Genomic DNA, 22,091 nt, shown 5'->3' with positions numbered 1-22,091 from the left:
GCCGTCAGTCCGCCGCGGCCGAGGTAGCCGCGCGCCGACATCGCCCGCGACGTACAGCTCACCCACGACTCCCGGGGCCACGGGCCGGAGGGCGGGGCCGAGCACATGGGTGCGCATATTGCGCAGCGGCGTGCCGATGGGGGCGCCCGCGGTGCCGGTCCAGGTCTCGTCGGCGGTGAAGGCGGTGGCGTAGAACGACTCCGCTCTGGCCGTACGCGTTGATGACGCGCACGCCGGGGATGGCGTCCCGGACCCGGTCGACGAGCGCGGCGGGCAGGGCTTCGCCCGCGAAGACGACGGCGTCAGCGTGGATCTTCCCTCCGACCTGGTCGAGGATCCCGGCGAGCACGGACGGGACGGTGCTCACCACTCCGCCGCTCCAGCCGCCGCGCTCCGCGAGTGCCAGCACGTCCTGGACCACTTCGACGACGCCGCCGTGGGCGAGGGTGGTGACGATCTCGAAGACGGACACGTCGAAGTTGACCGAGGTGCCCGCGAGGACCCGGGTGCCCGGGCCGATGCCGACGCTGTGGGCGAGGGCGAGCACGCCGTTGACCACGTCGCGGTGGGTGACCGTCACGCCCTTCGGGGTGCCGGTCGAGCCGGAGGTGTACATCACGTAGGCGGCGTTCGCGGGCCCGCACGGGGGCGGGGCCGCGGCGGCGGCTTCGACGCCGGTGCTCGCGGTACCCGTGATGTCCGTGAGGAGCAGTCGGGGATGTCGTTCTCGGGGAGCGCCCCGGCCGCTTCGGCGTCCGTGAGGATCAGGTGCGGCGCGGCGTCGGCGAGGATGAAGTCCAGGCGGGCGCTGGGGTACTTGGGGTCGATGGGCAGGTAGGCGGCGCCTGCCTTCAGCACCGCCAGCAGGGCCACGACCAGCTCGGCGGAGCGTGGCAGGGCCAGGCCCACCAGGGTCTCGGGGCCCGCGCCCCGGTCGGCCAGCTCCCGGGCGAGCCGTCCGGCCCGCGCGTCCAGTTCGGCGTAGGTCAGTTCCACGTCGTCGCAGACCACCGCCGTCGCGTCCGGGGTGGCCGCCGCGCACCGTTCGACCAGCTCGGCGACGGTCAGGTCCGGCACCGGCGCCGCCGTGTCGTTGCGGGCGCGTACGACGAGGTCGCGCTCGTCGGCGTCCAGGACGTCGGCCAGGGCGGCCGGGCGGGAAGGAGCGCCCACCAGCTGCCGGACCAGGCGCTCGAAGCGGGCCGTCATCGCTTCGGCGGTGGACCGGTCGAACAGGTCGGTGGCGTACTCGAGGAAGACCAGCAGCCCTGGTGTGTCGGGGTCGTTGAAGAAGTTGAACTCCAGGTCGAACTTGGCGGTCGAGGTCGGCAGCGGGCCGAACTCGGCCGCCAGCCCACCGGGCAGCTCGAACGCCGTCCACCCGCGGGTCTGCCAGGTGAACATGGTCTGGAACAGCGGGTGGTAAGCGGTGGAGCGCTCCGGGTTGAGGCTCTCCACCAGCAGCTCGAACGGGGCGTCCTGGTTGTCGTAGGACATCAGTGCCTTCTGCCGCACCTGCGCGAGGACCTGCTCGAACGTCGGGGTGCCGGACAGGTCGGTGCGCAGGACCCACGTGTTGACGAAGAAGCCGACGAGGTCGGCCAGTTCGTCGTCGGGGCGACCGGCGATGGTCGACCCCAGCGCGATGTCGTCGCCCGCGCCGAGCTGCTGGAGCAGAAGGGCCACGGCCGCCTGGAACAGCATCGGCACGGAGACCTCGGCGTGCCGGGCCAGCGCCTCGGCGCGGGTGAGCAGCGCCTCGTCCAGGGTGAGGGCGACGCCGTCGCCGCGGTGGCTGGCCACCGGTGGCCGCGGCCGGTCGGCGGCCAGGCGCAGGGGCTGCGGCACGCCCGCGAGTTCCGTGCGCCAGTAGCCGAGCTGGGTGGACAGGACGCTGTCCGGGTCGTCCTCGGTGCCGAGGACCTCGCGCTGCCACACGGTGAAGTCGACGTACTGCACGTCCAGGTCGGGCCAGTCGGGCGCGCGGCCGGTGGCCCGCGCGGTGTACGCGGCGGCCAGGTCGCGCGACAGCGGGCCGATGGATTCGCCGTCGCTCGCGATGTGGTGGACCAGGAGCAGCAGTTGGTGCTCCCGCGGGGCGGTGCGGAACAGGGTGGCGTGGAGGGGGATCTCCTCGGCCAGCGTGAAGGCGCGGCTGGCGGCCGCGCGCACGGCCCGGTCCGCGTCCTTCTCGGTGACCTCGATCAGGGAGACGTCCAGGTGGACGTCGTCGGCGGGCAGCACGTGCTGTCCGGGGACGCCCTCGGTGTTCTCCACGATCAGCGTGCGCAGCGTCTCGTGCCGGGTCACGACGTCGCGTACGGCGGCGGTGAGCGCCGTGACGTCCAGGTCGCCGGTGAGGCGGACGAGGAAGGGCACGTTGTAGGTCGCGGACGGTCCCTCGAACTTGTCGATGAACCACAGGCGTCGCTGGGCGAAGGACAGGGGGATCATCACTGGGCACTCCTGTCGATCCTGCGCAGGCGGGGTTTGGTGGTCGCCGACGCGCTCTTCATCGAACGCGCCAGGTCGGCGACGTCCTTCGCCTCGAACACGGCCCGCATGGGCACGCTGATCCCGAGGACCTTGCCGATCCGGCTGGTGAGGCGGCTGACCAGGATGGAGTCGCCGCCCAGGGAGAAGAAGTCGTCGCGCAGCCCGACCCGCTCGACGCGGAGCACCACCGCGATCAGGTCGCACAGCTGCTTCTCCAGGGCCGTGGTGGGAGGGACGTAGGCGGGGCGCGGGGCGACGGGCTCGGGCAGTTGGGCGGTGTCCACCTTGCCGCCTGCGGTCACGGGCAGTTCGTCGATGACCATCACGACGGCGGGCACCATGTACTCGGGCAGGGTCCGCGCGGCGAACGCGCGCAGGTGCTCGCCCTTCGGCCAGGGGGACGGTGTGTCGTCGCCGCGGGCCGGGACGACGTAGGCCACCAGCCGCCGGTCCGGTCGCTTGGCGCTCTCGTGCGGCACGACCACGGCGTGTGCCACCTGGGGGTGCGTCTCCAGGGTGGCTTCGATCTCGCCGGGCTCCACACGGAACCCACGGATCTTGACCTGGCTGTCGGCGCGGCCCTGGAACTCCAGGTCGCCGTGCTCGTCGCGCACCACGATGTCGCCGGTGCGGTACATGCGCTCGCCGGGTTCGCCGAAGGGGCAGGCCGGGAAGCGCGCCGCGGTCAGGGCGGGTCGGCCCAGGTAGCCGCGGGCCAGGCCCACACCGGAGACGTACAGCTCACCGGGTACTCCGGGGGCCACGGGGCGCAGCCGGTCGTCCAGGACGTGGGTGCGCAGGTGGTCCATGGCCCGGCCGATGGGGATGGGGCCGGTGACCTGGTCCGCGTGGGTCAGGGGGTGGCAGGTGGCGTAGACGGTGGTCTCGGTGGGCCCGTAGACGTCGTAGACGGTCGTGTCCGGGCAGGCTTCGAGGACGCGGCGCGCGGCCGCCGGGGCGACCACCTCGCCGCCGGTCCAGATCGCCTTCAGGCCGGTGAACGCCTCCGGCTGCTCCTCGGCGAGCAGCCGGAACAGGGCCGGGGTCAGCAGGGTGGCCGTGATGGCGTGCCGGGCGACGAGGCGGGCCAGGGTGGTGGCGTCGAGGCGGCCGGGCGGGGCCACGACGACGGTGCCGCCGCGGAGCAGGGGGACCCACAGTTCGAAGGTCGAGGCGTCGAAGGCCAGCGCCGCCTGCTGGAGGACACGGTCGTGCGCGGCGTTCTGGAAGCGGTGTTCGACGGCGAACACGGCCACGTCGCGGTGGGTGATGGCGACGCCTTTGGGGGTGCCGGTGGAGCCGGAGGTGTAGATCACGTGGGCGAGCTGTTCCGGGTGTCCCGCCTGGTGGAGCGGTCCGCCGGGGGCCGACGCGAGGGCGGAGGCGGTGGCGGTGTCGTCGAGGACGAGGCGGGAGCAGTCGCTCTCGGGCAGGTCCACGCCGGTGGCGGTGTCGGTGACGAGGAGGGCCGGGTCGGCGTCCCGGAGCATGAACAGCAGGCGCTCGTCCGGGTACTGGGGGTCAAGGGGCAGGTAGGCGCCGCCCGCTTTGAGGATGGCGAGGAGCGTCACCACGTACGCGATGGAGCGTTCGAGGAGCACGCCGACGACGCGGTCCTGGGTGACGCCGTGCTCGCGCAGCAGGTGCGCGAGGCGGTTGGCCCGCTCGTCGAGCTGGCGGTAGGTGACCTCGGTGTCGCCGAGGACGACGGCGGCGGCGTCCGGCCGCTGTGCCGCCCGCTGCTCGAAGATCCGCCCCAGGGTGCCGCGCGGCACCTCCTGTAGGGAGTCCTCCGCGAGGCGTGTGCGTGGCCGGTCCGGGGCGTCGTCCGCGTCGGCGGCCAGGTCGCTCAGCCGGGTCCGCGGGTCCCGGGCCACCTCTTCCAGGACCCGGCCGTACAGGGCCGCGATGGCCGTGGCCCGCTCGCGGTCGAACAGGTGCGGCTGGTACTGCACGCTCATCCGCGGGTACGCGCCGTCGGGGTAGACGAACACGGCCAGCGGGAAGTGGCTCGCGGTGAACGAGCGGACGCCGGTGACGGTGAGCCCGGCGGCCGCGCTCGCCTCGGCGAGGTTCGCCCGGTCCAGGGGGAAGGACTCGAAGCCGATGAGGCTGTCGAACAGCACGGGCAGCCCGGCGGCGCGCTGGATCTCGGGGAGCCCGTGGTGATGGTGGTCGAGCAGGGCCGCCTGCTGCTTCTGCAGGTGGGACAGCATCTGTACGAAGGTGCTGTCCGGTGTGTACGGGATGCGCACCGGCAGGGTGTTGAGGAACATGCCGACCACGCTGTCCGCGCCGGGCAGCGCGGGCGGGCGTCCGGACACGGTGGCGCCGAGGACCACGTCCGGGCGGCCGCTGAGCCGCCTGAGCACGACGCCCCAGGCGCCTTGGACCAGGGTGTTGAGGGTGACGCCAGCGTCGGTGGCGCTCCGGGGCAGCGCGCGGGCCGCCGCGGGCGACAGCGGCACGTCGACCTGGACGATGCCCGCGCTGTCGGCGTCCGGGGCCGCGTCCGGCGCGACCAGTGTCGGTTCCGTGAGCCCGGCCAGCGCCTCGGCCCACGCGCGGGCCGACTCCGCCGGGTCCTGCCGGGCCAGCCAGGCCAGGTACTCGCGGTAGCTGCGTGCCCGGGGCAGCCCGGTGGCGTCGCCCCGGGTGGCGTACAGCGCGAGCAGGTCGTGGAGGATCAGCGGCAGGGACCAGCCGTCGAAGTGGGTGTGGTGTGCCGTCAGGACGAGTTCGTGCCGGTCGGCGGCGAGGGTGAGCAGCGACAGGCGCAGCATCGGCGGGTTCGCCGGGTCGAAGTGCACCTTCAGGTCCCCGGCGAGGAACTGCTCGTAGGCCGTGTCCCGCATGGCGGGGTTCAGGCTGCTCAGGTCGAGGTACTGCCAGGGCGCCTCGATGCCGTCGACGACGAGTTGGAGCAGGTCGCCGTCGGGACCCGGGACGTAGGCGGTGCGCAGCGCGGCGTGCCGGTCCAGGAGGGCCCGCGCGGCGGTGCGCAGCCGGTCGGGGTCGACGGTGCCGGAGAGCCGGAAGGCGTACTGGACCTGGTAGGCGTCGAACTCCGCGCCTGTCTCGCGGGCCATCGCCGAGCGCACCAGGAGGCCGAGCTGGAGCGGTGAGACGGGCCAGATGTCGGACAGGCCGGGGTAGTCCCGCTGCCATCCGTCGATGTCGGCCTGCGAGACGCTGACCAGGGGCACGTCGGAGGGGGTCAGGCTGCCCGCGCCGGGCTGGGCGGCGTGCCGGGCGAGTCCTTTCAGGGCCTGGCGCCACAGGTCGGCAAGCCGGGCTGTCTCGTCCGCGGACAGGACGCCTCGGGGTGCGGTGAACAGGGCGCCGAGGCACGGGCCGTGGTCGGTGCCGGTGACGGAAGCGTTGATGTCGACTTCGGAGTGCGCGGGTGTGCGCGGGTCGTGGCCCACGTCCAGCTCCGCCAGTTCCGCGACGCCGGGTGCCTGGGTGAAGCCGAGGCCGCGCAGGTCCGCGGGCATGTCGGCGGCCTCCGAGAACCGGCCCAGGTAGTTGAAGGAGATCTGCCCCTGTCGTACGGCTCCAGGGCGGCCGCGGTTTCGGGGTTGAGGTGGCGCAGGAGGCCGTAGCCGATGCCCTTGTCCGGCAGGGCGAGGAGTTGCTCCTTGACCGCCTTGACGGCGTGGCCCGCGGCCGGGCCGCCCGCGAACGCCTCGTCCAGGTCGATCCCGGTCACGTCGAGCCTGGCGGGGAAGACGCTGGTGAACCAGCCGACGGTGCGTGACAGGTCGGCGCCGGGCGCGGCGGCGTCCTCGCGGCCGTGGCCCTCCAGCGTGATCAGCGTCGACGGTTCGTCCACGCCGCGCTCGGCGCGCCACTTGGCCACGGCCAGCGCGAGAGCGGCCAGCAGCCCGTCGTTGACGCTGCCGTGGTAGGCGGCGGGGAGGCTGATCAGCAGCGCCTCGGTGACGTCGGGCGGCACGTGGACGCGGTGGTGGGTCAGGGTGCTCTTCACGTCCACCGCGGGGTCCAGGCGGCGGGCTCCGAGCGCCGGGTCGGGTCCTTCGAGGATGCCGCGCCACACGTCCAGTTCGGCGATCCGCCCGGGCCGCCGCGCCTCCTGCGTCAGGGCGTGCGCCCACCGGCGCATGGAGGTGGGTACGGGGGCGAGTTCGGGGGTGCGGCCCGCGCGGACCTGGCGCCACGCGGTGGCCAGGTCGGGCATGAGGATGCGCCAGGAGACGCCGTCCACGACGAGGTGGTGGAGCACCATCAGGAGGCGTCCCGGTCGCGCGGGGCCCGGGTCGAACCACACGCACTGCGCGACCGCGCCCGTCTCGGGGTCCAGTCGCCGTGTGGCGGCGTCGAGGTGGGTGCGCAGCACGGTGTGCCACTCCTCGGTGTCCTCGCCCTGTGCGGCGTCCCACGGTGCGTGGCGGGGGACGCGGTGGAGCAGGCCGTCGATGTCCGCGGAGCCTTCCGCGCCGACCAGGAGTCCCCCGCCGCCGTCGTCCACGAGGCGGGCCCGCAGGAGGTCGTGCCGGTCGAACACGGCGCTGAGGGTGGCGCGGAGGCCCGGGTGGTCGATGTCCTCGGGTAGCTCCAGGAGCACGGCCTGGGAGAAGCGTTCGAAGCCGGGCCCGTGGGCTTGGAGCATCCGTGTGATGGGCAGGTGCGGAAGCCAGCCCACGCCTTCGCCCTCCAGCTCCGGCAGCACCGGGCCTTCGGCCTGTGACGCGCCGTCGGCCAGTTCGGCCAGCGCGGCCACGGTGCGGTGCTCGAACACCTGCCGGGCGGTCACTCGGACGCCCTGTGCACGGGCCCGGGAGGCGATCTGGAGGGACTGGACGCTGTCGCCGCCGAGCGCGAGGAAGTCGTCGTCGGCGCCGACCCGCTCAACGGACAGCACCGACGCGAACGCGTCGGCCAGGGCCCGCTCCGTGCGGGATGCGGGGGCCCGGTACGCCGCGCCGTGGAACTCCGGTGCCGGGAGGGCCTTCTTGTCCACCTTCCCGTTGGCGGTCAGCGGCATCTCGTCGAGGGCCGTCACCACGGCGGGCACCATGTAGTCCGGCAGTCGCGCGGCCGCGAACGCGCGCAGGTCCGCCGCGCCGAACCCGGACTCCAGCGCCCAGTGTCCGGTGCCGCTGCCCCGCTCGGCCGCGTGCTCCTCGTCGTCGGGCACCAGCACCACGTAGCCGACGAGTTGCCTGCCGAGGCCGTCGGCGCCCTCGTGGGCGACGACCACGGCCTGGCGCACCCGGGGGTGGGCGGCGAGTGCCGCTTCGACCTCCCCCGTCTCGATGCGCAGCCCGCGCACCTTGACCTGGTCGTCGCTGCGGCCGAGGAACTCGAACTGCCCGTCGGCGCCCCTGCGGACCAGGTCGCCGGTGCGGTACATGCGGCCGCCCTTGGGGCCGAACGGGTCCGCGACGAAGCGGTCGCCCGTCAGAGCGGGGCGCCCCAGGTACCCGCGGGCGAGCCCGGGTCCCGCCACGTACAGTTCGCCGGGTTCTCCGTCCGGGACGGGGGTGAGGCGGTCGTCGAGGAGGTACACGCTGGTGTCGGTGATGGCCGTGCCGATCGGGGCGGCGCCCTCGCCGAGGGGTCCGCTGAGCGTGGCGCCCACGGTGGTCTCCGTCGGCCCGTAGCCGTTGACGAACCGTCGCCCGTGGCTCCACTCGGCCACCAGGCCGGGCGGGCACGCCTCGCCCGCGACCGCGAGGACCCGCAGGTCCTTGAGTCCGGCCGCCGTGCCCTTGGGCAGCGTGGCCAGCAGGCTGGGCGGCAGCAGTGCGTGGGTGACGCCCCGCGTGACCAGGGTGTCGACCAGGTCGTCCCCCACGAGCCGCTCGTGCGCGGGCAGGATGAGGGCGCCGCCGGTGGTCACGGCCATGAGCAGTTCGCAGAAGGACACGTCGAAGCTCGGGGAGGCGAACTGCAGGACCCGGGTGTCCCCCGTCACGTCGAGGCCATCGAGGATCGTGGCGCGCAGTGCGGCGAACCCCGAGTGGGTCACCACCACGCCCTTGGGCCGTCCTGTCGAACCCGAGGTGTAGATCGCGTACGCGCCGTGGGCCGGGGTCAGGGGTGCGGCCCGCTCGGAGTCGGTCAGGTCCGACGTCGGCGTCCGCTGCCAGGCCGCCACCGTTTCCGGCGCGTCCACCGCGACGGCGTCCGCCGCCAGGCCGTCGGGCAGGCGTCCTACCGCGTGCTGGGTGGTCAGGATGAGTGAGGGGGCGGCGTCGGCGACCATGTAGGCGATGCGGTCCTGTGGGTAGCTCAGGTCCAGGGGGAGGTGCAGTGCGCCTGCCTTCAGGATGCCGATGACCATGGCGATCTGCTCGGCCGACCGGGGGACCGCCACCGCGACCAGGTGTTCCGGGCCGATGCCCCGCCCTGCCAGCCAGTGGGCCACTCGGTTCGCGCGGGCGTTGACCTCACGGTACGTCCAGGCGTGTTCGGCGGACTCGACGGCCAGCGCCTCGGGGGTCTTGCGCACCTGCGCCTCGAACAGTGCCGAGAAGGTGGCCTGGGGCAGGGGCGGTGGCGCCGGGGAGGCTGCGGGCGGTGCGTGGGTGGTCATGACGGCTCCAGATGCTCAGTGCGGTGCGTGGAAGTCAGGTGGAAGTCAGGGGTCTGCGAGGTGCCGGAACACTGGACGGCTCCGACCGGGCCTGGGGCGCTCGAAGCGTCGGACCGGCGACGGAATTCGGCCTTCCCCCTCCCTGGAATCCCCGTTTCTTTTCGGGCACCCTGAAGGGGCGGTCGGCCTAGGAGTGGCAGTGCGTCACGGGCAATTGGGCGCGCGTTCCGTGATGCGGTCGCGTTTTTCCGCGCCGGTCTGCCCGTTGACCGGAGTTTTTCTGCTGATCGGGTTCCAACAACACGCGTGGCGCACGGCACGCCTGGCTGAAGAGTCACCCATCACCCACACCACGATCACCATGCACATGAATCGCAGCCGGAACCCGGGGCGCACTCCGCCCTCAACCCGCTGTGCGTTGTCCTGCGTTACGAGAACAGTAGCTCCGGCTGATCCGCCGCACCTTGCACGACCGCTTCTCAATTCCATCACGGGGCCTTATGGACACGCTCCCATGAAGCGGGGTTATACGAACGATAAGAACCGATGGCATCGCCGCGACCGGCGCTTCTCAACGCCCTTTATCGCACGGCGCGTTATCGCGCGTCGGTCCCGCGATGACGTTGCCCGTTGAAGGAGCTTGGCGGTTGGTGAAATCGGGCGGGCCGATCCGTCGACCCGAATGGTTGACGACGAGTCGTTGAGCCTTTCCAACCTCGGCTGGTGACAGCGGGCGTAGTCGCTGGGCGGAATTCCGGTGGACATCGCAGCGTGCGTTGACCAGGATGACGACCGTGTCAGAGCCCGGCGGCATCCACATAGCCGACTACGACCCGAGCTGGCCCCAACAAGCCGCTACCGCCATCGATGCCCTGCGTGCAGCGGCACCTGGGCTGTTCCTGGAGATCGAGCACATCGGCTCGACCGCTGTCCCGGGGTTGGCGGCCAAGCCCGTCATCGACCTGATGGCTGCCGTCCACGACCTGGCGCACGCCGCACCCCACCAGGCGGCGCTCTCCGACCTCGGCTTCCACCCCCACGACAACGGGATGACCGACCGGTTGCTGTACGTCCGCGCAGAGGACAGGGTCCGCAGTCACATCCTGCACGTGGTGACCCTGGAGAGTTGGCCTACCCGGAACCAGCGGATCTTCCGGGACTACCTGTGCGCCCATCCCGAGGACGCGACCCGGTACGCGCAGCTCAAACGGGCGATCGTCGCTGCCGGTACGGGACCGGCGGAGTATGCGCGTGCCAAGACGGTGCTGGTGCAGGAACTCACCGACCGCGCTCGCTCACAACTCGGCCTGCCATCGGTGCCCGTATGGGAGAAGTAGCGGCTCCCTGTCAACCAGGCCACAGCGTTCGGCAGTTGCATCATCGATGCCCTCGCCGACGCCGGGATCAAGTACGGGGTCGACAAGGGCTACCGGGGCGCTGGCGGCAGGTCCGTGTCCCATATTGGGGCAGGTGGGAGGCTCTCTCCGATGGCCGGAAGGCGGTGGACGGGTCCCACGCGAAGATTCGGGGACTCGTCGAGCAGGCCGTCGCCACCCTCAAGTCCTGGCGGCTGCTTCGCAAACCGCGGTGTTCAACTACCCGGATCAGCAGGCTCGTCCAGGCCGTCCTCACTCTTCATCTGACCGAGTCGGAGTGAGGTTGAAAAACGCTCGTTGTCGCGGATCGAGGGGTGATTGCCGGACCGAGCATGTGCGCGGGGCGCTTTCAGAAGGCGCGGGTTGCTTTCAGAAGGCGACGAGGGCTGGAACTTCCTACACCGGGGGAATGCGGTCCCCTGTCCCGTTGACGAGACATCACGCCATTCCCGCCCGCGCCGGAACCATTTCGCCAGCGGGCTCTGAAGGTTCAGCGGGTCGGGGCCCAGCCACCGTTGATAGCGATGCCCGCCAGGAAGGGGCGCAACAGCGCCAGCAGGGCACGCGGCCGGTGCAGCGGAATGATGTGGCCGCAGTCCTCGATGACGTGCCCGGTGAGATCGTCGGCGATCGTGCGGAGTTGGCGTTCCAGCGCGGCGCCGACGGGCCGGGCGCCCAGCGCCAGCGTCGGCACCGTCAGGCGGGCGGTGGCGGTCTCCCGCGCGATCTGTTCGGCGCTCTCGGGCAGGGCCCGGTAGTACGAGAACGCGCAGCTCAGCGCCTGGCGGCCGGTGTACGCGCGGACGAAGGCGTCCCGGAGGGCGGGGCGCACCCCGTCGCCGAGCGTGCCGGTGTTCAGGAACCAGTCGACGTATTCGGCCTCGTGCCCCTCCAGCACGGTCTCGGCGAGGCCGGGCGCGGCGGAGTGGAAGCCGAACCACCACGGCGGCCCGTCGGCGAGGAAGTCCTCGGCGCCGGGCAGCCCGCCCAGCACGGATTCCATGACGACCAGGCGCCGGACGAGACCGGGGCGCCGCAGGGCGAGGAGGAAGGCCGGTGCGGTGCCCGCGTCGATGCCCACCACCGCGGCCGAGGGCACGCCGAGCGCGGCGAGAAGCGCCGCGGCGTCCTCGGCCAGGGTGCCCGCGTCGTACCCGGAGGCGGCCCGGCCGCTCGCGCCGAACCCCCGCAGGTCCGGCGCGATGACGCGGTAGCGGCCGGTCAGGTCGGCCATGACGTCCGTCCACAGCTCCCAGGTGTGCGGGAAGCCGTGCAGCAGCAGGACGGCCGGTCCCGATCCGGCGAGGGCGACGTTCAGCTCGACGCCGTTGGCGCGGACGCGACGCAGTTCGGGCATGACGGGGCTCCAGGTGTGTGGTGAGGGATGGAGACCAGGTCACGCTAGGGAACTATCCTGTTCCGCCCAAGACGGCACTTTCCCTTCAGGTGGTGAGCTCCAGGTGACCACGTCCAGTCCCGGCGGACCCGACCGGCGGGCCGGTGACCGCGGCGACCTGCTGGATCCGCTCTGCCCGACCCGCCAGCTGCTCGACCGCATAGGCACCAAGTGGACGTCCATGGCGGTGAAGGTGCTGGCCGAGGAGGCTCCGGGCGAGCTCCGTTTCGCGGAACTCCGGCGCCGTGTCCCGGGCATCTCACAGAAGATGCTGTCCCTCACCCTGCAGAGCCTGGTCCGCGACGGCCTGGTCGCGCGCCGCGTGGAACCCACCGTGCCGCCCGCCGTCCACTACCGGCTCACCGAACTCGGCCTGTCCCTCGAAAGGCCGCTCTCCGCCCTGCGGGACTGGGCCGAGACACACATGCCGGAGATCGACCGCAACAACCGGCTCGCCCACCGTTCCGCCGCCAACGGCGAAGCGGCGCAATGAGTCGAGCAGGCGGCCGGTGCCGCTCGGGAGGCGGTGCCAGCGGTCCGGGCGGCCTCTGGCGCGCAGGCGGGCGAGGCCCACGTCGGTCTGGGCCTCCAGGTGGCGTCCTCCGGCCGCACCGCGAGGACGCGAGGTCCCACCGGTGGACGTGGCGACGACCCCGGTGCGTCAGCAGAGTGTCAGCGGAGTGATCGAAAAGACGTTGCGGGCGCGAGGCGCGGTCGGATAGGCATGAGCGCTGAGCCCCCGTCACGAGGATCGCGGGGCCACGACAGCGAGAGGAGGGATAAGCCATGATCGCCATGATCACCGCGCTTGTGTCCTCCCGGGGTGCGGACCGCGTCTGACCCCGGAACGGACGGGCGCCTTCACCGGAGTGTGCCTTCACCGTGAACACGCACGACCTGACCATGCGCCCGATCACCGGGCGCGAAGAACTCGACCTCTTCTGCCAACTGCCCTACGTCCTCAACGAGGAACTGCCGAACGACCTCGCCGACGGCCGCCGACGCCCGGAGTGGATGTGGGTCGCCCTGCGCGGTGACCGCCCGCTGGCCAGGGTGGCCTGGTGGAGCCGCGCACAGGGCGAGGCGCCGCTGATCCTGGACGTCCTCGACATCGAGGACGGCGCCTCGGGCTCCGATCACATCGACATCGGGGTGCGGCTCCTGCGCACGGCGATGGCCGCGACCCTCCCGGAGGGGGCGCGTCGCCCTGAGTACAGCCGCTTCGTCCCACCGGACTGGCGTGACGACGCGGGTACGAGACGGGCTGTCGAGGACCGCATGTCCGTGCTCGAACGGACCGGTGCCCGGCTCTTCGTCGAACGGCTGCGCCTGGAGTGGCGCCCGGAATCACCGGTTCCACAGCCCGGCGGGCGCCTCGTCTTCCGGCCGGTCCGCGACGCCGAGGAACTCGTCGGCCTGATGGCCTCGGTGCTGGACGGAACGCTGGACGCCCACGGCCGCGACGACCTGACCCGGATGTCCGTCCGCGAGGCGGCCACTCAGCACTACGAGACCGAATTGGCGCGGTACACGAGCCCGCACGACTGGTGGCGCGTCGCGACGCTGCCCGACGGAGAGCCCGTGGGGTTCGTCATCCCGGCCCGCAACGACTACAACCCGATCATCGCGTACATCGGGGTCCTGCCCGCCCACCGCGGCAGGGGCTACATCGACGACGTCCTCGCCGAGGGCACCCGCGTCCTCGCCGAGCAGGGCGTCCCCCGTGTCCGCGCGGCCACGGACCTCGGCAACGTCCCGATGGCCAACGCCTTCCGGCGCGCCGGATACGTCAACTTCCAGCGGGAGATCAACATGACCTGGGACTGATCGAGCGCCGGGTGGGGCGCCGCAGCCGGTGCCCCGCCCGCGGCCGAAGCCCGGAACACCGGCGGGTGACCAGCCCCTGAACAGCGCCATCCAGGGCAGCCCTGGTGCCAGGCCCCCTGCCTCAGCCCATCCGCATCGAAGATCGACGCTGTGGAACGATGATCGGCATGGCAGGTCAGATCTGGGTGTCCCTCATATCGCTGGGCGGCGTCGTCCTGGGCGGCGTCCTGTCCTTCCTCGTTCAGCACAGGACCCAGCTGTCAGCGGAACGCGCCGAACAGCAGCGGCAGCGGATCGCGCTGTCGGAGACCCGGCGCGCGGAACGGCTGGCGCTGCTTGAGCGGTTCATCGAGGTGTCGGCGGAGGCGGAACGCTGCGCCTACACGCGGCCCTCCGAGTGGGACGACACCGATGACTGGTACCTCACGACCCGGGACGTCATGGCCAGGTTGTGGGTCGCGGACCGGCTCCTGCGCGTCCAGTTCGCCCAGCCCGTGCCCGATGCCGCGCACGCGCACTTCCTCGACCTCAACAGGACCGTGTGGCACGGGCTGCCGGACGACGAGAGCGTACGGGACTACCTGGAGGGCAACCGGTCGAGGTTCCTGGACGCGGCCCGCGACGCCCTGGGGTAGCGGGCCGCGGGCGCGCCGTCACGGCGCCGCCACCAGGCAGGACCCGCGGCGACGGGGCGGCACCGGCGACAGCGCCAGCGGCGAAGCGGCACGAAGATCCGTACAACCGTTCGCGTGCGGTGGAGGTCTTGGAGTCGTCCATCTGATCGACTCCCTAGGGGGAAACCGGACGTGCGACGCCACATCCGTCACGCCATCGCGGTCGCCGCGGCGGCCACCACGCTCACCGGAGGCCTGCTGGTCTCCACCGGCACCCAGGCCGAGGCCGCCACCGCGGCTCCCGCGGCCAGCCGGTACGCCGACGACTTCAACGGCGACGGCTACCACGACCTGGCCATCGGCTCCCCGAGCGCCACCGTGAACGTCCCCGGTCCGGACGGCACCACCACGGCGTTGGCGGGCGCCGGATACGTCACCGTCTCGTACGGCGGCAAGAACGGCGCCCAGAAGACCGGCCTGAAGGCCCTCTCGCAGAACAGCCCCGGAGTGCCGGGCGACCCGAGGCAGGGCGGTCGGTTCGGGCGGGTTCTCGCCACCGGCGACTTCAACGCCGACGGCTACGCGGACCTCGCCGTGGGCGGCCGGGACCAGGTCAGCCTGGTCTGGGGCAGCCGCGACGGCCTCAAGGGCGGCACCGAGGTGGCCGACCCCCTGCACCGGCCCGGCTTCGGCTCGGTCCTGAAGGCGGGTGACTTCACCGGCGACGGGAAGACCGACCTGGTCGTGGGCTACTCCACGTCGCTGCGCCTCTTCAAGGGCCCCTTCAAGGCGGACGGCTCGCCCGCCTCGACGCGGAAGGTGGACACCGGCCGCACCTACCCCGTCTACGGCGACGACGCGCAGGACCGGATCGCGGTGGGCCGCGTCAACAAGGGGTCCATCGACGACCTCGTCGTCCTCGGTGAGGAGCGCATGCGCGGCCGGGTCCTGCTCGGCGGGGCGTCCGGGCTGCGTCTGACGCCCGCCACCATTCGGGGCGGCAACAGCGTCGCCATCGCGGACTTCGACAAGGACGGCTACGGCGACGTGGCGGTGGGCGACGCGGAGTCCACGCTCGACACCGAACGCGCCGCGGGCGTGGTCCGGGTCAACTACGGCGGGTCCAACGGCGTGGACGAGAACCGCCGCATGCGGATGTTCACCGAGGACACCCCCGGCGTCCCCGGCGGGGTGCAGCAGGCCGACCGCTTCGGGTTCTCCGTCGCCGCGGCCGACCTCAACCGCGACGGCTACGCCGACCTCGTCGTGGGCGCCCCCGGTGAGCGCAAGCCCACCTGCGAGCACTGCTACATCAGCGGCGGCGGCCTCTACACGCTGAAGGGCTCCTCCAAGGGCGTCACCGGCACCGGCGCCGCGTTCTACGCCTACAACGCGCCCGGCCTGCCCCGCCCGACGGGCACGTACCGCATCCCCACGCAGCTCAAGACCACGGACCTGAACAACGACAAGCAGCCCGAGATCACCATCCCGGTCCGGGCGACCACGCCGGAGGTCTGGTCGGTCGGCACCAAGGGCGGCAAGGTCGCCGGGTCCTCCCCCACCCGCGTCGTGAAGCCGCCGGTCGACTCCCAGGTCGTCGACGGCACCGACTTCGGCGTACTCGCCCGCTGACGGGTCACCGCACCGCACCAACCCCGGGGGCCCCGGGTCCCGCCGCTGCGGCGGGACCCGGGCCCCCGCGGCACAAGCACCGCCGCGCCCCTTGTCACCCGGCCTTCCTGAACAGCTCCGACATGCGGTCCCCCACCCCGTGGCCCAGCACCGCCGAGTCCGCCCCGACCAGGCCGATCCGCTCGGCCAGTTCCCGGGCGTGGACGTCGACGGCGGCCTCGACCAGCTCCGCGAACGCGTCCAGGGCGTCGTGGGCGCGGGAGCGGGCGACGACCGCGCAGCAGACGGCGGCCACCGCGGTCGGCCACCACCAGCAGGCGAGCAGAGCGTAGCCCACGGCCCAGGCGGCGAGGCGGGCGGCGGCGGTGAAGGAGTCGTGGGCGGACTGGATCTGGCGTACGGACCACCCGGACCGCCCGGCGGCGCTCGACGACCTCGGCCTGGTGCTGATCGCCCGCTACCAGCGTTCGGGAGACCCACAGGAGTTGAACGAGGCGGTGCGGGTCCACCGGGAGTCGGTGGCCCGCACCCCGCAGGGGCACGGGTCGCTGGGGCTGCGGCTGCTCAACCTGAGTGCCGCGCTGGGTCTGCGGCACCGGCTGACCGAGGACGGCGGCGACCTGCGCGAGGTCGAGGCGATCCGGCGGCGGGCCGCCGGGCTGCCCGGCCTGGGTCCCGCGCACGAGGCGGCCCTGGTGAGCTCGACGGGGCTCAGTCTCCTGGCGGGCGCCGAGCGTGCCGCCGACCCCGTAGCCCGGCTCGACGAGGCGGTGCGGCTTCTGCGGCAGGCGCTCGCCCTCACCCCGGAGGGCGACCCGCTGCTGCCCCGGCGCCGCCACAACCTCGCCGTCGCCCTGTTGAGCCGTATGGGCAGGACCCTGCGGATCGACGAGGCGCGGGAGGCGCGCGGCCTTGCCGACGCGGTGACCGCGGCGCTGCCCCCGGGCTCGCCCGACCTGCCCGGCGCCCTCACGGCGGCCGCAGCCGCGCGGCTGTTGAGTCCGCGCACCCTGCTGTCGTCGACCGCCCAGGACGAGGTGGTCTCCCTGTACCGCCGGGCGGTCGAGGCCACCCCGCCCGGCCACCCCGCGCGCACCGGGCGCCTGGCGAACCTGGGCAGGGCCCTGCGCGGTGCGGGCGGTCGCCGCCGTCGCCGCCGCCGCGGCGATCTGCTCGAAGCGGCCGAGCGGTTCCGGGAAGCGGCCCTGGAGCAGCAGTGCGCGCCCGTGCCGCGCCTGGACGCGGCACGGGACTGGGGTGAGGTCCTGGCGGAGCTGGGTGACTGGGCGGGCGCCCTGGACGGCTATGTGGTGGCAGTCGATCTGCTGCACTCCGTCGCGCCCCGCCATCTCGTCCGTGACGACCAGGAGTTCCTGCTGAGCCGTACCGTCGGGCTGGGTGCCGCCGCCGCGGCGTGCGCGGTGCGGTGCGGTCGGCCCGGGCTCGCGGTCGGTCTGCTCGAACAGGCGCGGGGCGTGATCCTCTCCCACGCCTTCGACGCCGACAGCGATCTGACCCGGCTCCGCGAGGCCGCCCCCGCCCTCGCCGACCGCTTCGAGGAGCTTCGGGACGTCCTCGACACGGCGACGGACGGCCTGGGTCCGCTGCCGGAGGGGCCGCCCGGTGCCGCTGACGCCCGTGCGGACGTACGGCAGCGGCTGGCCGCCGAGTGGCGCGAGCTGTCCGCCCGGATCCGCGCCGAGCATCCCGGCCTCGGCCTGCTGCGCCCGGTGCGGGACTGGGACGAGGACGAGCTGCGCGCCACGGCCGCCGCGGGCCCGGTGGTCCTGGTCAACGTCTCCCCGTACGGCAGCCACGCCCTGCTCGTCACCGAGCACGCCATCGACGCCGTACCGCTCCCGGACCTCGATCCGGAGACGACGGCGACGCGCCGCCGGGCCTTCGAGGACGCGCTGGTGCGCCTGGACGCGCCGGACACCTCGCGCAAGCACTCCCAGCGCGCGCAGCAGGTCGTGCGGGACACCCTCGCCTGGCTGTGGCGGGCGGTCACCGGTCCGGTGCTCGACCGGCTGCCCGGTGCGCGTCGTGTGTGGTGGTCGCCCGGCGGTGTCCTGGGCACGCTGCCCCTGCACGCGGCGGCCCCCGCGGGCACCGGCGCCGCTCCCGGCGCGCTGGACCGGGTGGTGTCCTCGTACACGCCGACGCTGCGGGCCCTGCACCACGCCCGTCGGCGGGCCGCCCGCCCGGCAGGCGAGGGGACCCTCGTCGTCAGCGTCGGCGAGGCCGCCGGGGTGGCCGCGCTGCCGGGCGCCCGTGACGAGGCCGACGACCTGGCGCGCCGTCTGCGCGGGTCACGGCTGCTGGCGGACGGCGCCGCCACCCACGCCGCGGTCGTGTCCGCCCTGCACCAGCACGCCTACGCCCACTTCGCCTGCCACGCCCTGGGTGACCTGGAACGCGCCTCGGGCAGTCGGCTCGTCCTCCACGACCACGCCGAACGCCCGCTGACGGTCCGCGAGTTGGCCCGGCTCCGGCTGCCGTCGGTCCAGCTCGCCTACCTGTCCTCCTGCGACACCCTGCTGACCAGCCCCGAACTCGCCGACGAGGCCGTCCACATCGTCAGCGCCTTCCAGATGGCGGGCTTCCCGCATGTCGTCGGCTCCCTGTGGCACGTCGACGACACGATCGGGCGCGAGGTCGCACTCGCGGTGTACGACGTCCTGGACCGGGGCGACGGCACGCTCGACGTGGCCCGCACGGCCGAGGCCCTGCACACCGCCGTACGCACTGTGCGCGACGCCTATCCGCAGACGCCGAGCCTGTGGGCCTGCCAGGTGCATGCGGGGCCGTGACGCGGGCCGGGGGCGACGACCGTGGCCTTCCCGCCCCATGCCCGCACATCAGGTTTCCGGGCGCCTCGCAGGGTCCGCTGTCGGACCCTGCTCGTAGCATCCGCTTGTGAACCTCGAAACCCTTCTGCCTCATGGCGCGGCCCTGCCGCCCGGCCGCATGATCACATCTGACGAGGGGGACGGCGAGACGCGGCCGCTGTGGCTGAGCGACGGCCCGGCGACGGCCCGGCTGTGGTCCCGGCTGCGCGCCGAGCACGCCGCCTCAGGTCTCTGGCCCCTCCTGCTGGACTGCCTGGCCCTGGACGACACGGCCTTCCGCCCCTGGGCCAGCGGCGAACTGTCACCGGAGGGCATGTCCTCCCCGGCAGAGCACGACCCCCAGGAAGTCCTCGCCCGCTGGTGGCAGGAGAGCACCGCGACGGGCGGCGAGGGCGACCAGCTCTCGGCGGCCGAACGCCTCGCGGTCACCGCCCCCTTCGGCCGGACCTGGCCCGGCCTCTCCCCCGCCCTCGCGCCCTCCACCGACCCCGACAAGCTGGCCGAGCAGTACGCGCTGGTCTTCCAGTCCCTGAACCCGCACGTGCGCCTCGGCCTCGTCGCGGCCCCCGGCGGAGCCGAGGCCCTCACCGCCGTCGGGTGGACCGGCCCCGTCAACCACCACGACGACACGGCCGCCGTCTCCGCCGTCGTCCGCGACTGGGAGGGCCGCTTCGGCGTACGCGTCGTCGGCGTCGGGTTCAGCACCCTCCACCTCAGCGTCGCCGCACCGCCCAGACGGCGCGAGGAGGCCCTGGCCGTCGCCGCCGAGCACTTCGCCTTCTGCCCCGACACCGTCTGGCAGGGCGCGCACCGCGACCTGTCCGCCTACGCGGACGCTCTCGTCGACCTCGACTGCTGGACGTTCTGGTGGGACTGACCAAGAGGCTGTCGCCCGGGGCAGGTTTCACGGGCGTCCCGTAGCGAGCCGGGGCCCGGCCATGGCCGGGCCCCGGCCACGTGCCATGGTGGCCGGGGGCGCCGAGGGGCAGCTCGGGTCGAGCTGGCCGCCGGGTCGGCCGCGCCCGTCACGGCTGAGGGGTTTCCTCCGCGTGACGAGCGGGCCGCGGTCACGGCAGCGGCGTACGTACTGTCCGATACCCGCGGCGTCACGCCCGCCGCCTCCGCGTACGGTGCGAGCACGCACGACGGCCTCCCTCGCGGTGAGGCCCCGCTCGCATCCACAGCTACGGGAAGGCACCCCATGACTGCCAGCCCAGAGCCCCGCCTCGTGCCCCTGCCCGCGTCCGTGACGGTCATCCACGGCCCCCTGCACGACCCCTACCGCGACAAGGTCGTCTCCACCTACGCCGACCACTCCGACCGCTGGCGCGCGGTCCTCGGCGACACCTGCCTGTTCGAATGGGGCGTCTACGAGGGCGCCCGGCGCCGTCTGAGCCTCGGCGAAGCCGGGATCCGCTTCTTCGACCGCCAGCTCGACCACGCCGGACTGCTGACCGGCCCCCGCCCGCCGATCGGGCGCGTCCTCGACCTCGGCTGCGGCTGGGGGTTCGTCAGCTACCTGCTCGCCCGCCGCTTCCACGACAGCCAGCGGATCGACGCGGTCAACGTCAGCCCCCATCAACTCGCCTACTGCGCGGACTACTTCGCCGACCACGACCTGACGGGCCGCGTCCGCCTCTACCTGTGCAACGGGCAGGACGTCGACCGCCTCCCCGACCCCGAAACCCCCTACGACCTGGTCGTGGCCCGCGGCGTGTACACCCACTTCCGCGACGACGTCTTCGAGCGGTCCGTGAAGGCCCTCGCCGACCGGGTGCGCCCCGGCGGCACCGTCATCATCTCCGACACCCTCTACAAGGACACCGGCACGTACGCCTCGGCGGTCCCCGACGCGCTCGACCGGCTCGCCTGCGGCAACCGCAAGACCTCCCACTACTTCGCCGATGTCATCCGCACGGGCGGCTTCACCATCACCGACATGCGCGTCCTGCCCTCCAACGCCGACGTCGCGCACTGGTTCGGCCAGGTCAAGGCCCGTATCGAGCGCGCCTTTCCCGAGGGGGCCAGCGGCCCGCTGGAGGAACTCCGCGTCATGGCCGACAACATGTCCGCCGGACTCCTGAAGGACGAGGTCTCCGCCTACAGCATCATCGCCGTACGGGAAGGAGCGCCGCGCGCATGACCGGCACCCCCGTCGATCCGGTGGCCGTCCAGGCGGCACCGGGACGCAGCTTCGTCCTCCCCGAGATCGTCACGCGCCTGCCCGAGGACCGCCACCGCGACTGCCGTCGGCTCGACGCGCGCACGGCGTCCAGGGCGCGGCCGCTGCTGCGCGCCTACTTCGGGGACGAGCGGCGCGCGGAGCGGTATCTGCGGCAGCGCATCAGCCACTACGGCTGTCTGGCGTTCCCGCAGGCCGACGCCGAACGCGGCCGTGTCCTCGGCGATCTGTGCCTGGCGGTCACCCTCTACGACGACACCTTCTCCCGGCCCGGCATCCAGGAGCGCACCGCGGCCGCCGGGCAGCTCTGCGCCCGGTGGCTGGAGGTGTTCGACGGGAAGGCCCCGTCCCCGGAGCACCCGGCGTTCACGCTGGTCCACCGGGCGGTCGAGGCGGCCGACGCCCTGATGCCGCCGCACCTGGCCGCCCGCGCCCGGCAGGCGTGGCGGGACATGGCCCACAGCCACCACGCCGAGGCGGTCGACCGCAACAACCGCGTCACCCTCGACCTCGACCACTACGTCGAACGGCGGCTGACCAACATCTACGGCTGGTGGCTGACCACCCACGTCGAGTTCGCGACCGGGATCGACCTCGGCGACCTGCCCGCCACCGCGCAGGTCATGGCCGCCCGCCGCGCCGCCATCCGCCACATCACCCTCGTCAACGACCTGTACTCCTTCCCCAAGGAACTCGACGCCCACGAGGCCATGAACGTGCTGCTGACGTTCATGCGCCATGACCGGCTCCCGCTCCAGCGGGCCGTCGACCGCACGGCCGAGCTGATCCACCGTCAGGAGGCCGAGTTCCACCGGCTCCGTGACGGCCTGCTGCGCGGCCCGCTGGGGCGACGTGCCGACGTACGGGCCTATCTGCACGGCATCGGCTATCTGATGACCGGAAACCTGCGCTGGTCCCAGATCTCCACCCGGTACTTCGGAGACGAACACGACGGCCGCCCGGTGACCTCCGGCACCGTCGTCCTGCCCCGACGGCCCACCGTGCACACCTGATCCTCGCCTCCACCGCGCGGTGGCCGTCCCGCGGAGCGAGGCGAGGACCTCGTGCGGGACGGCCTCGGCCGCCCGGGAACCCGGGGCCGGAGCGGAACCCGTGGCCGGAGCGGTCGGAAGAGCCGCCGGGCCGTTCAGAAG

Annotated in this window: 15 protein-coding genes and 2 pseudogenes; 10 read left to right on the top strand and 7 right to left on the bottom strand. The window is 73.0% G+C overall.

The annotated features are described in order from the left end of the window. Positions 1 to 58: 58 nt before the first annotated feature. The 5 genes and pseudogenes from ACOBQU_RS38640 to ACOBQU_RS38620 form a co-directional block, all read right to left on the bottom strand. Positions 59 to 616 (bottom strand): AMP-binding protein, encoded by a 558-nt coding sequence (locus ACOBQU_RS38640; RefSeq protein WP_423635001.1) that lies wholly within the window; start codon positions 614 to 616, stop codon positions 59 to 61. After that, positions 616 to 2,454 carry a condensation domain-containing protein gene (locus ACOBQU_RS38635; RefSeq protein ID WP_423634089.1) on the bottom strand — a complete coding sequence of 613 codons (1,839 nt, stop codon included), beginning with the start codon at positions 2,452 to 2,454 and terminating at the stop codon, positions 616 to 618. Before ACOBQU_RS38635 ends, ACOBQU_RS38640 begins: the two co-directional genes overlap by 1 nt. After that, complete coding sequence (locus ACOBQU_RS38630) at positions 2,454 to 2,975, bottom strand: phosphopantetheine-binding protein (protein ID WP_423634999.1); 522 nt, start codon at positions 2,973 to 2,975, stop codon at positions 2,454 to 2,456. The genes ACOBQU_RS38635 and ACOBQU_RS38630 overlap by 1 nt, the downstream gene beginning before the upstream one ends. Before the next feature lie 60 nt (positions 2,976 to 3,035). Further along, a pseudogene (locus tag ACOBQU_RS38625) lies at positions 3,036 to 5,585 on the bottom strand (non-ribosomal peptide synthetase); the annotation flags it as partial. Between the two features lie 173 nt (positions 5,586 to 5,758). Then, the gene (locus ACOBQU_RS38620) at positions 5,759 to 9,058 is read right to left on the bottom strand and encodes an amino acid adenylation domain-containing protein (RefSeq protein WP_423634087.1); all 3,300 of its coding nucleotides are present in this window, start codon (positions 9,056 to 9,058) and stop codon (positions 5,759 to 5,761) included. Between the two features lie 794 nt (positions 9,059 to 9,852). On the opposite strand from ACOBQU_RS38620, the gene ACOBQU_RS38615 reads away from it, so the two are divergent. Next, positions 9,853 to 10,395: a GrpB family protein gene (locus ACOBQU_RS38615; RefSeq protein ID WP_423634085.1), complete on the top strand. Its 543-nt coding sequence runs from the start codon at positions 9,853 to 9,855 to the stop codon at positions 10,393 to 10,395. A 39-nt stretch (positions 10,396 to 10,434) separates the two neighbouring features. Continuing rightward, positions 10,435 to 10,715: pseudogene (locus ACOBQU_RS38610) on the top strand (transposase family protein); the annotation flags it as partial. A gap of 209 nt (positions 10,716 to 10,924) precedes the next feature. On the opposite strand, the gene ACOBQU_RS38605 reads toward ACOBQU_RS38610, so the two are convergent. Beyond that, positions 10,925 to 11,791, bottom strand: coding sequence for an alpha/beta fold hydrolase (locus ACOBQU_RS38605; RefSeq protein WP_423634084.1), 867 nt, complete (start codon positions 11,789 to 11,791; stop codon positions 10,925 to 10,927). 103 nt (positions 11,792 to 11,894) lie between these two features. Here ACOBQU_RS38605 and ACOBQU_RS38600 point away from each other — a divergent pair, with 103 nt between their 5' ends. The 4 genes from ACOBQU_RS38600 (at position 11,895) to ACOBQU_RS38585 (ending at position 15,903) form a co-directional block, all read left to right on the top strand. After that, on the top strand, positions 11,895 to 12,323 hold the full coding sequence (locus ACOBQU_RS38600) for a winged helix-turn-helix transcriptional regulator (RefSeq protein WP_423634082.1): 429 nt from the start codon (positions 11,895 to 11,897) through the stop codon (positions 12,321 to 12,323). Positions 12,324 to 12,733: 410 nt separating this feature from the next. After that, complete coding sequence (locus tag ACOBQU_RS38595; protein ID WP_423634997.1) at positions 12,734 to 13,657, top strand: GNAT family N-acetyltransferase; 924 nt, start codon at positions 12,734 to 12,736, stop codon at positions 13,655 to 13,657. 158 nt (positions 13,658 to 13,815) lie between these two features. Beyond that, complete coding sequence (locus tag ACOBQU_RS38590; RefSeq protein ID WP_423634080.1) at positions 13,816 to 14,292, top strand: hypothetical protein; 477 nt, start codon at positions 13,816 to 13,818, stop codon at positions 14,290 to 14,292. Positions 14,293 to 14,463: 171 nt separating this feature from the next. Then, positions 14,464 to 15,903 (top strand): FG-GAP and VCBS repeat-containing protein, encoded by a 1,440-nt coding sequence (locus tag ACOBQU_RS38585; RefSeq protein ID WP_423634079.1) that lies wholly within the window; start codon positions 14,464 to 14,466, stop codon positions 15,901 to 15,903. A gap of 94 nt (positions 15,904 to 15,997) precedes the next feature. Here the strand turns inward: ACOBQU_RS38585 and ACOBQU_RS38580 are convergent, their stop codons facing one another. After that, positions 15,998 to 16,240 carry a hypothetical protein gene (locus tag ACOBQU_RS38580; protein WP_423634077.1) on the bottom strand — a complete coding sequence of 81 codons (243 nt, stop codon included), beginning with the start codon at positions 16,238 to 16,240 and terminating at the stop codon, positions 15,998 to 16,000. A gap of 28 nt (positions 16,241 to 16,268) precedes the next feature. Here ACOBQU_RS38580 and ACOBQU_RS38575 point away from each other — a divergent pair, with 28 nt between their 5' ends. From ACOBQU_RS38575 to ACOBQU_RS38560, 4 genes are all read left to right on the top strand, one after another. Continuing rightward, complete coding sequence (locus ACOBQU_RS38575) at positions 16,269 to 18,716, top strand: CHAT domain-containing protein (protein ID WP_423634075.1); 2,448 nt, start codon at positions 16,269 to 16,271, stop codon at positions 18,714 to 18,716. 157 nt (positions 18,717 to 18,873) lie between these two features. Next, complete coding sequence (locus tag ACOBQU_RS38570; protein ID WP_423634073.1) at positions 18,874 to 19,632, top strand: DUF4253 domain-containing protein; 759 nt, start codon at positions 18,874 to 18,876, stop codon at positions 19,630 to 19,632. Between the two features lie 324 nt (positions 19,633 to 19,956). Further along, complete coding sequence (locus tag ACOBQU_RS38565) at positions 19,957 to 20,898, top strand: SAM-dependent methyltransferase (RefSeq protein ID WP_423634071.1); 942 nt, start codon at positions 19,957 to 19,959, stop codon at positions 20,896 to 20,898. Continuing rightward, a complete protein-coding gene (locus tag ACOBQU_RS38560) occupies positions 20,895 to 21,950 on the top strand; it encodes a terpene synthase family protein (RefSeq protein WP_423634069.1) in 1,056 nt (351 codons plus the stop codon). The genes ACOBQU_RS38565 and ACOBQU_RS38560 overlap by 4 nt, the downstream gene beginning before the upstream one ends. Positions 21,951 to 22,091 lie beyond the last annotated feature (141 nt).

The sequence above is a fragment of the Streptomyces sp. G45 genome, assembly GCF_049542095.1.
Classification (GTDB): domain Bacteria; phylum Actinomycetota; class Actinomycetes; order Streptomycetales; family Streptomycetaceae; genus Streptomyces.
Note: the sequence above shows the minus strand (reverse complement) of the source record. Positions and strands in the feature narration are given on the sequence as shown.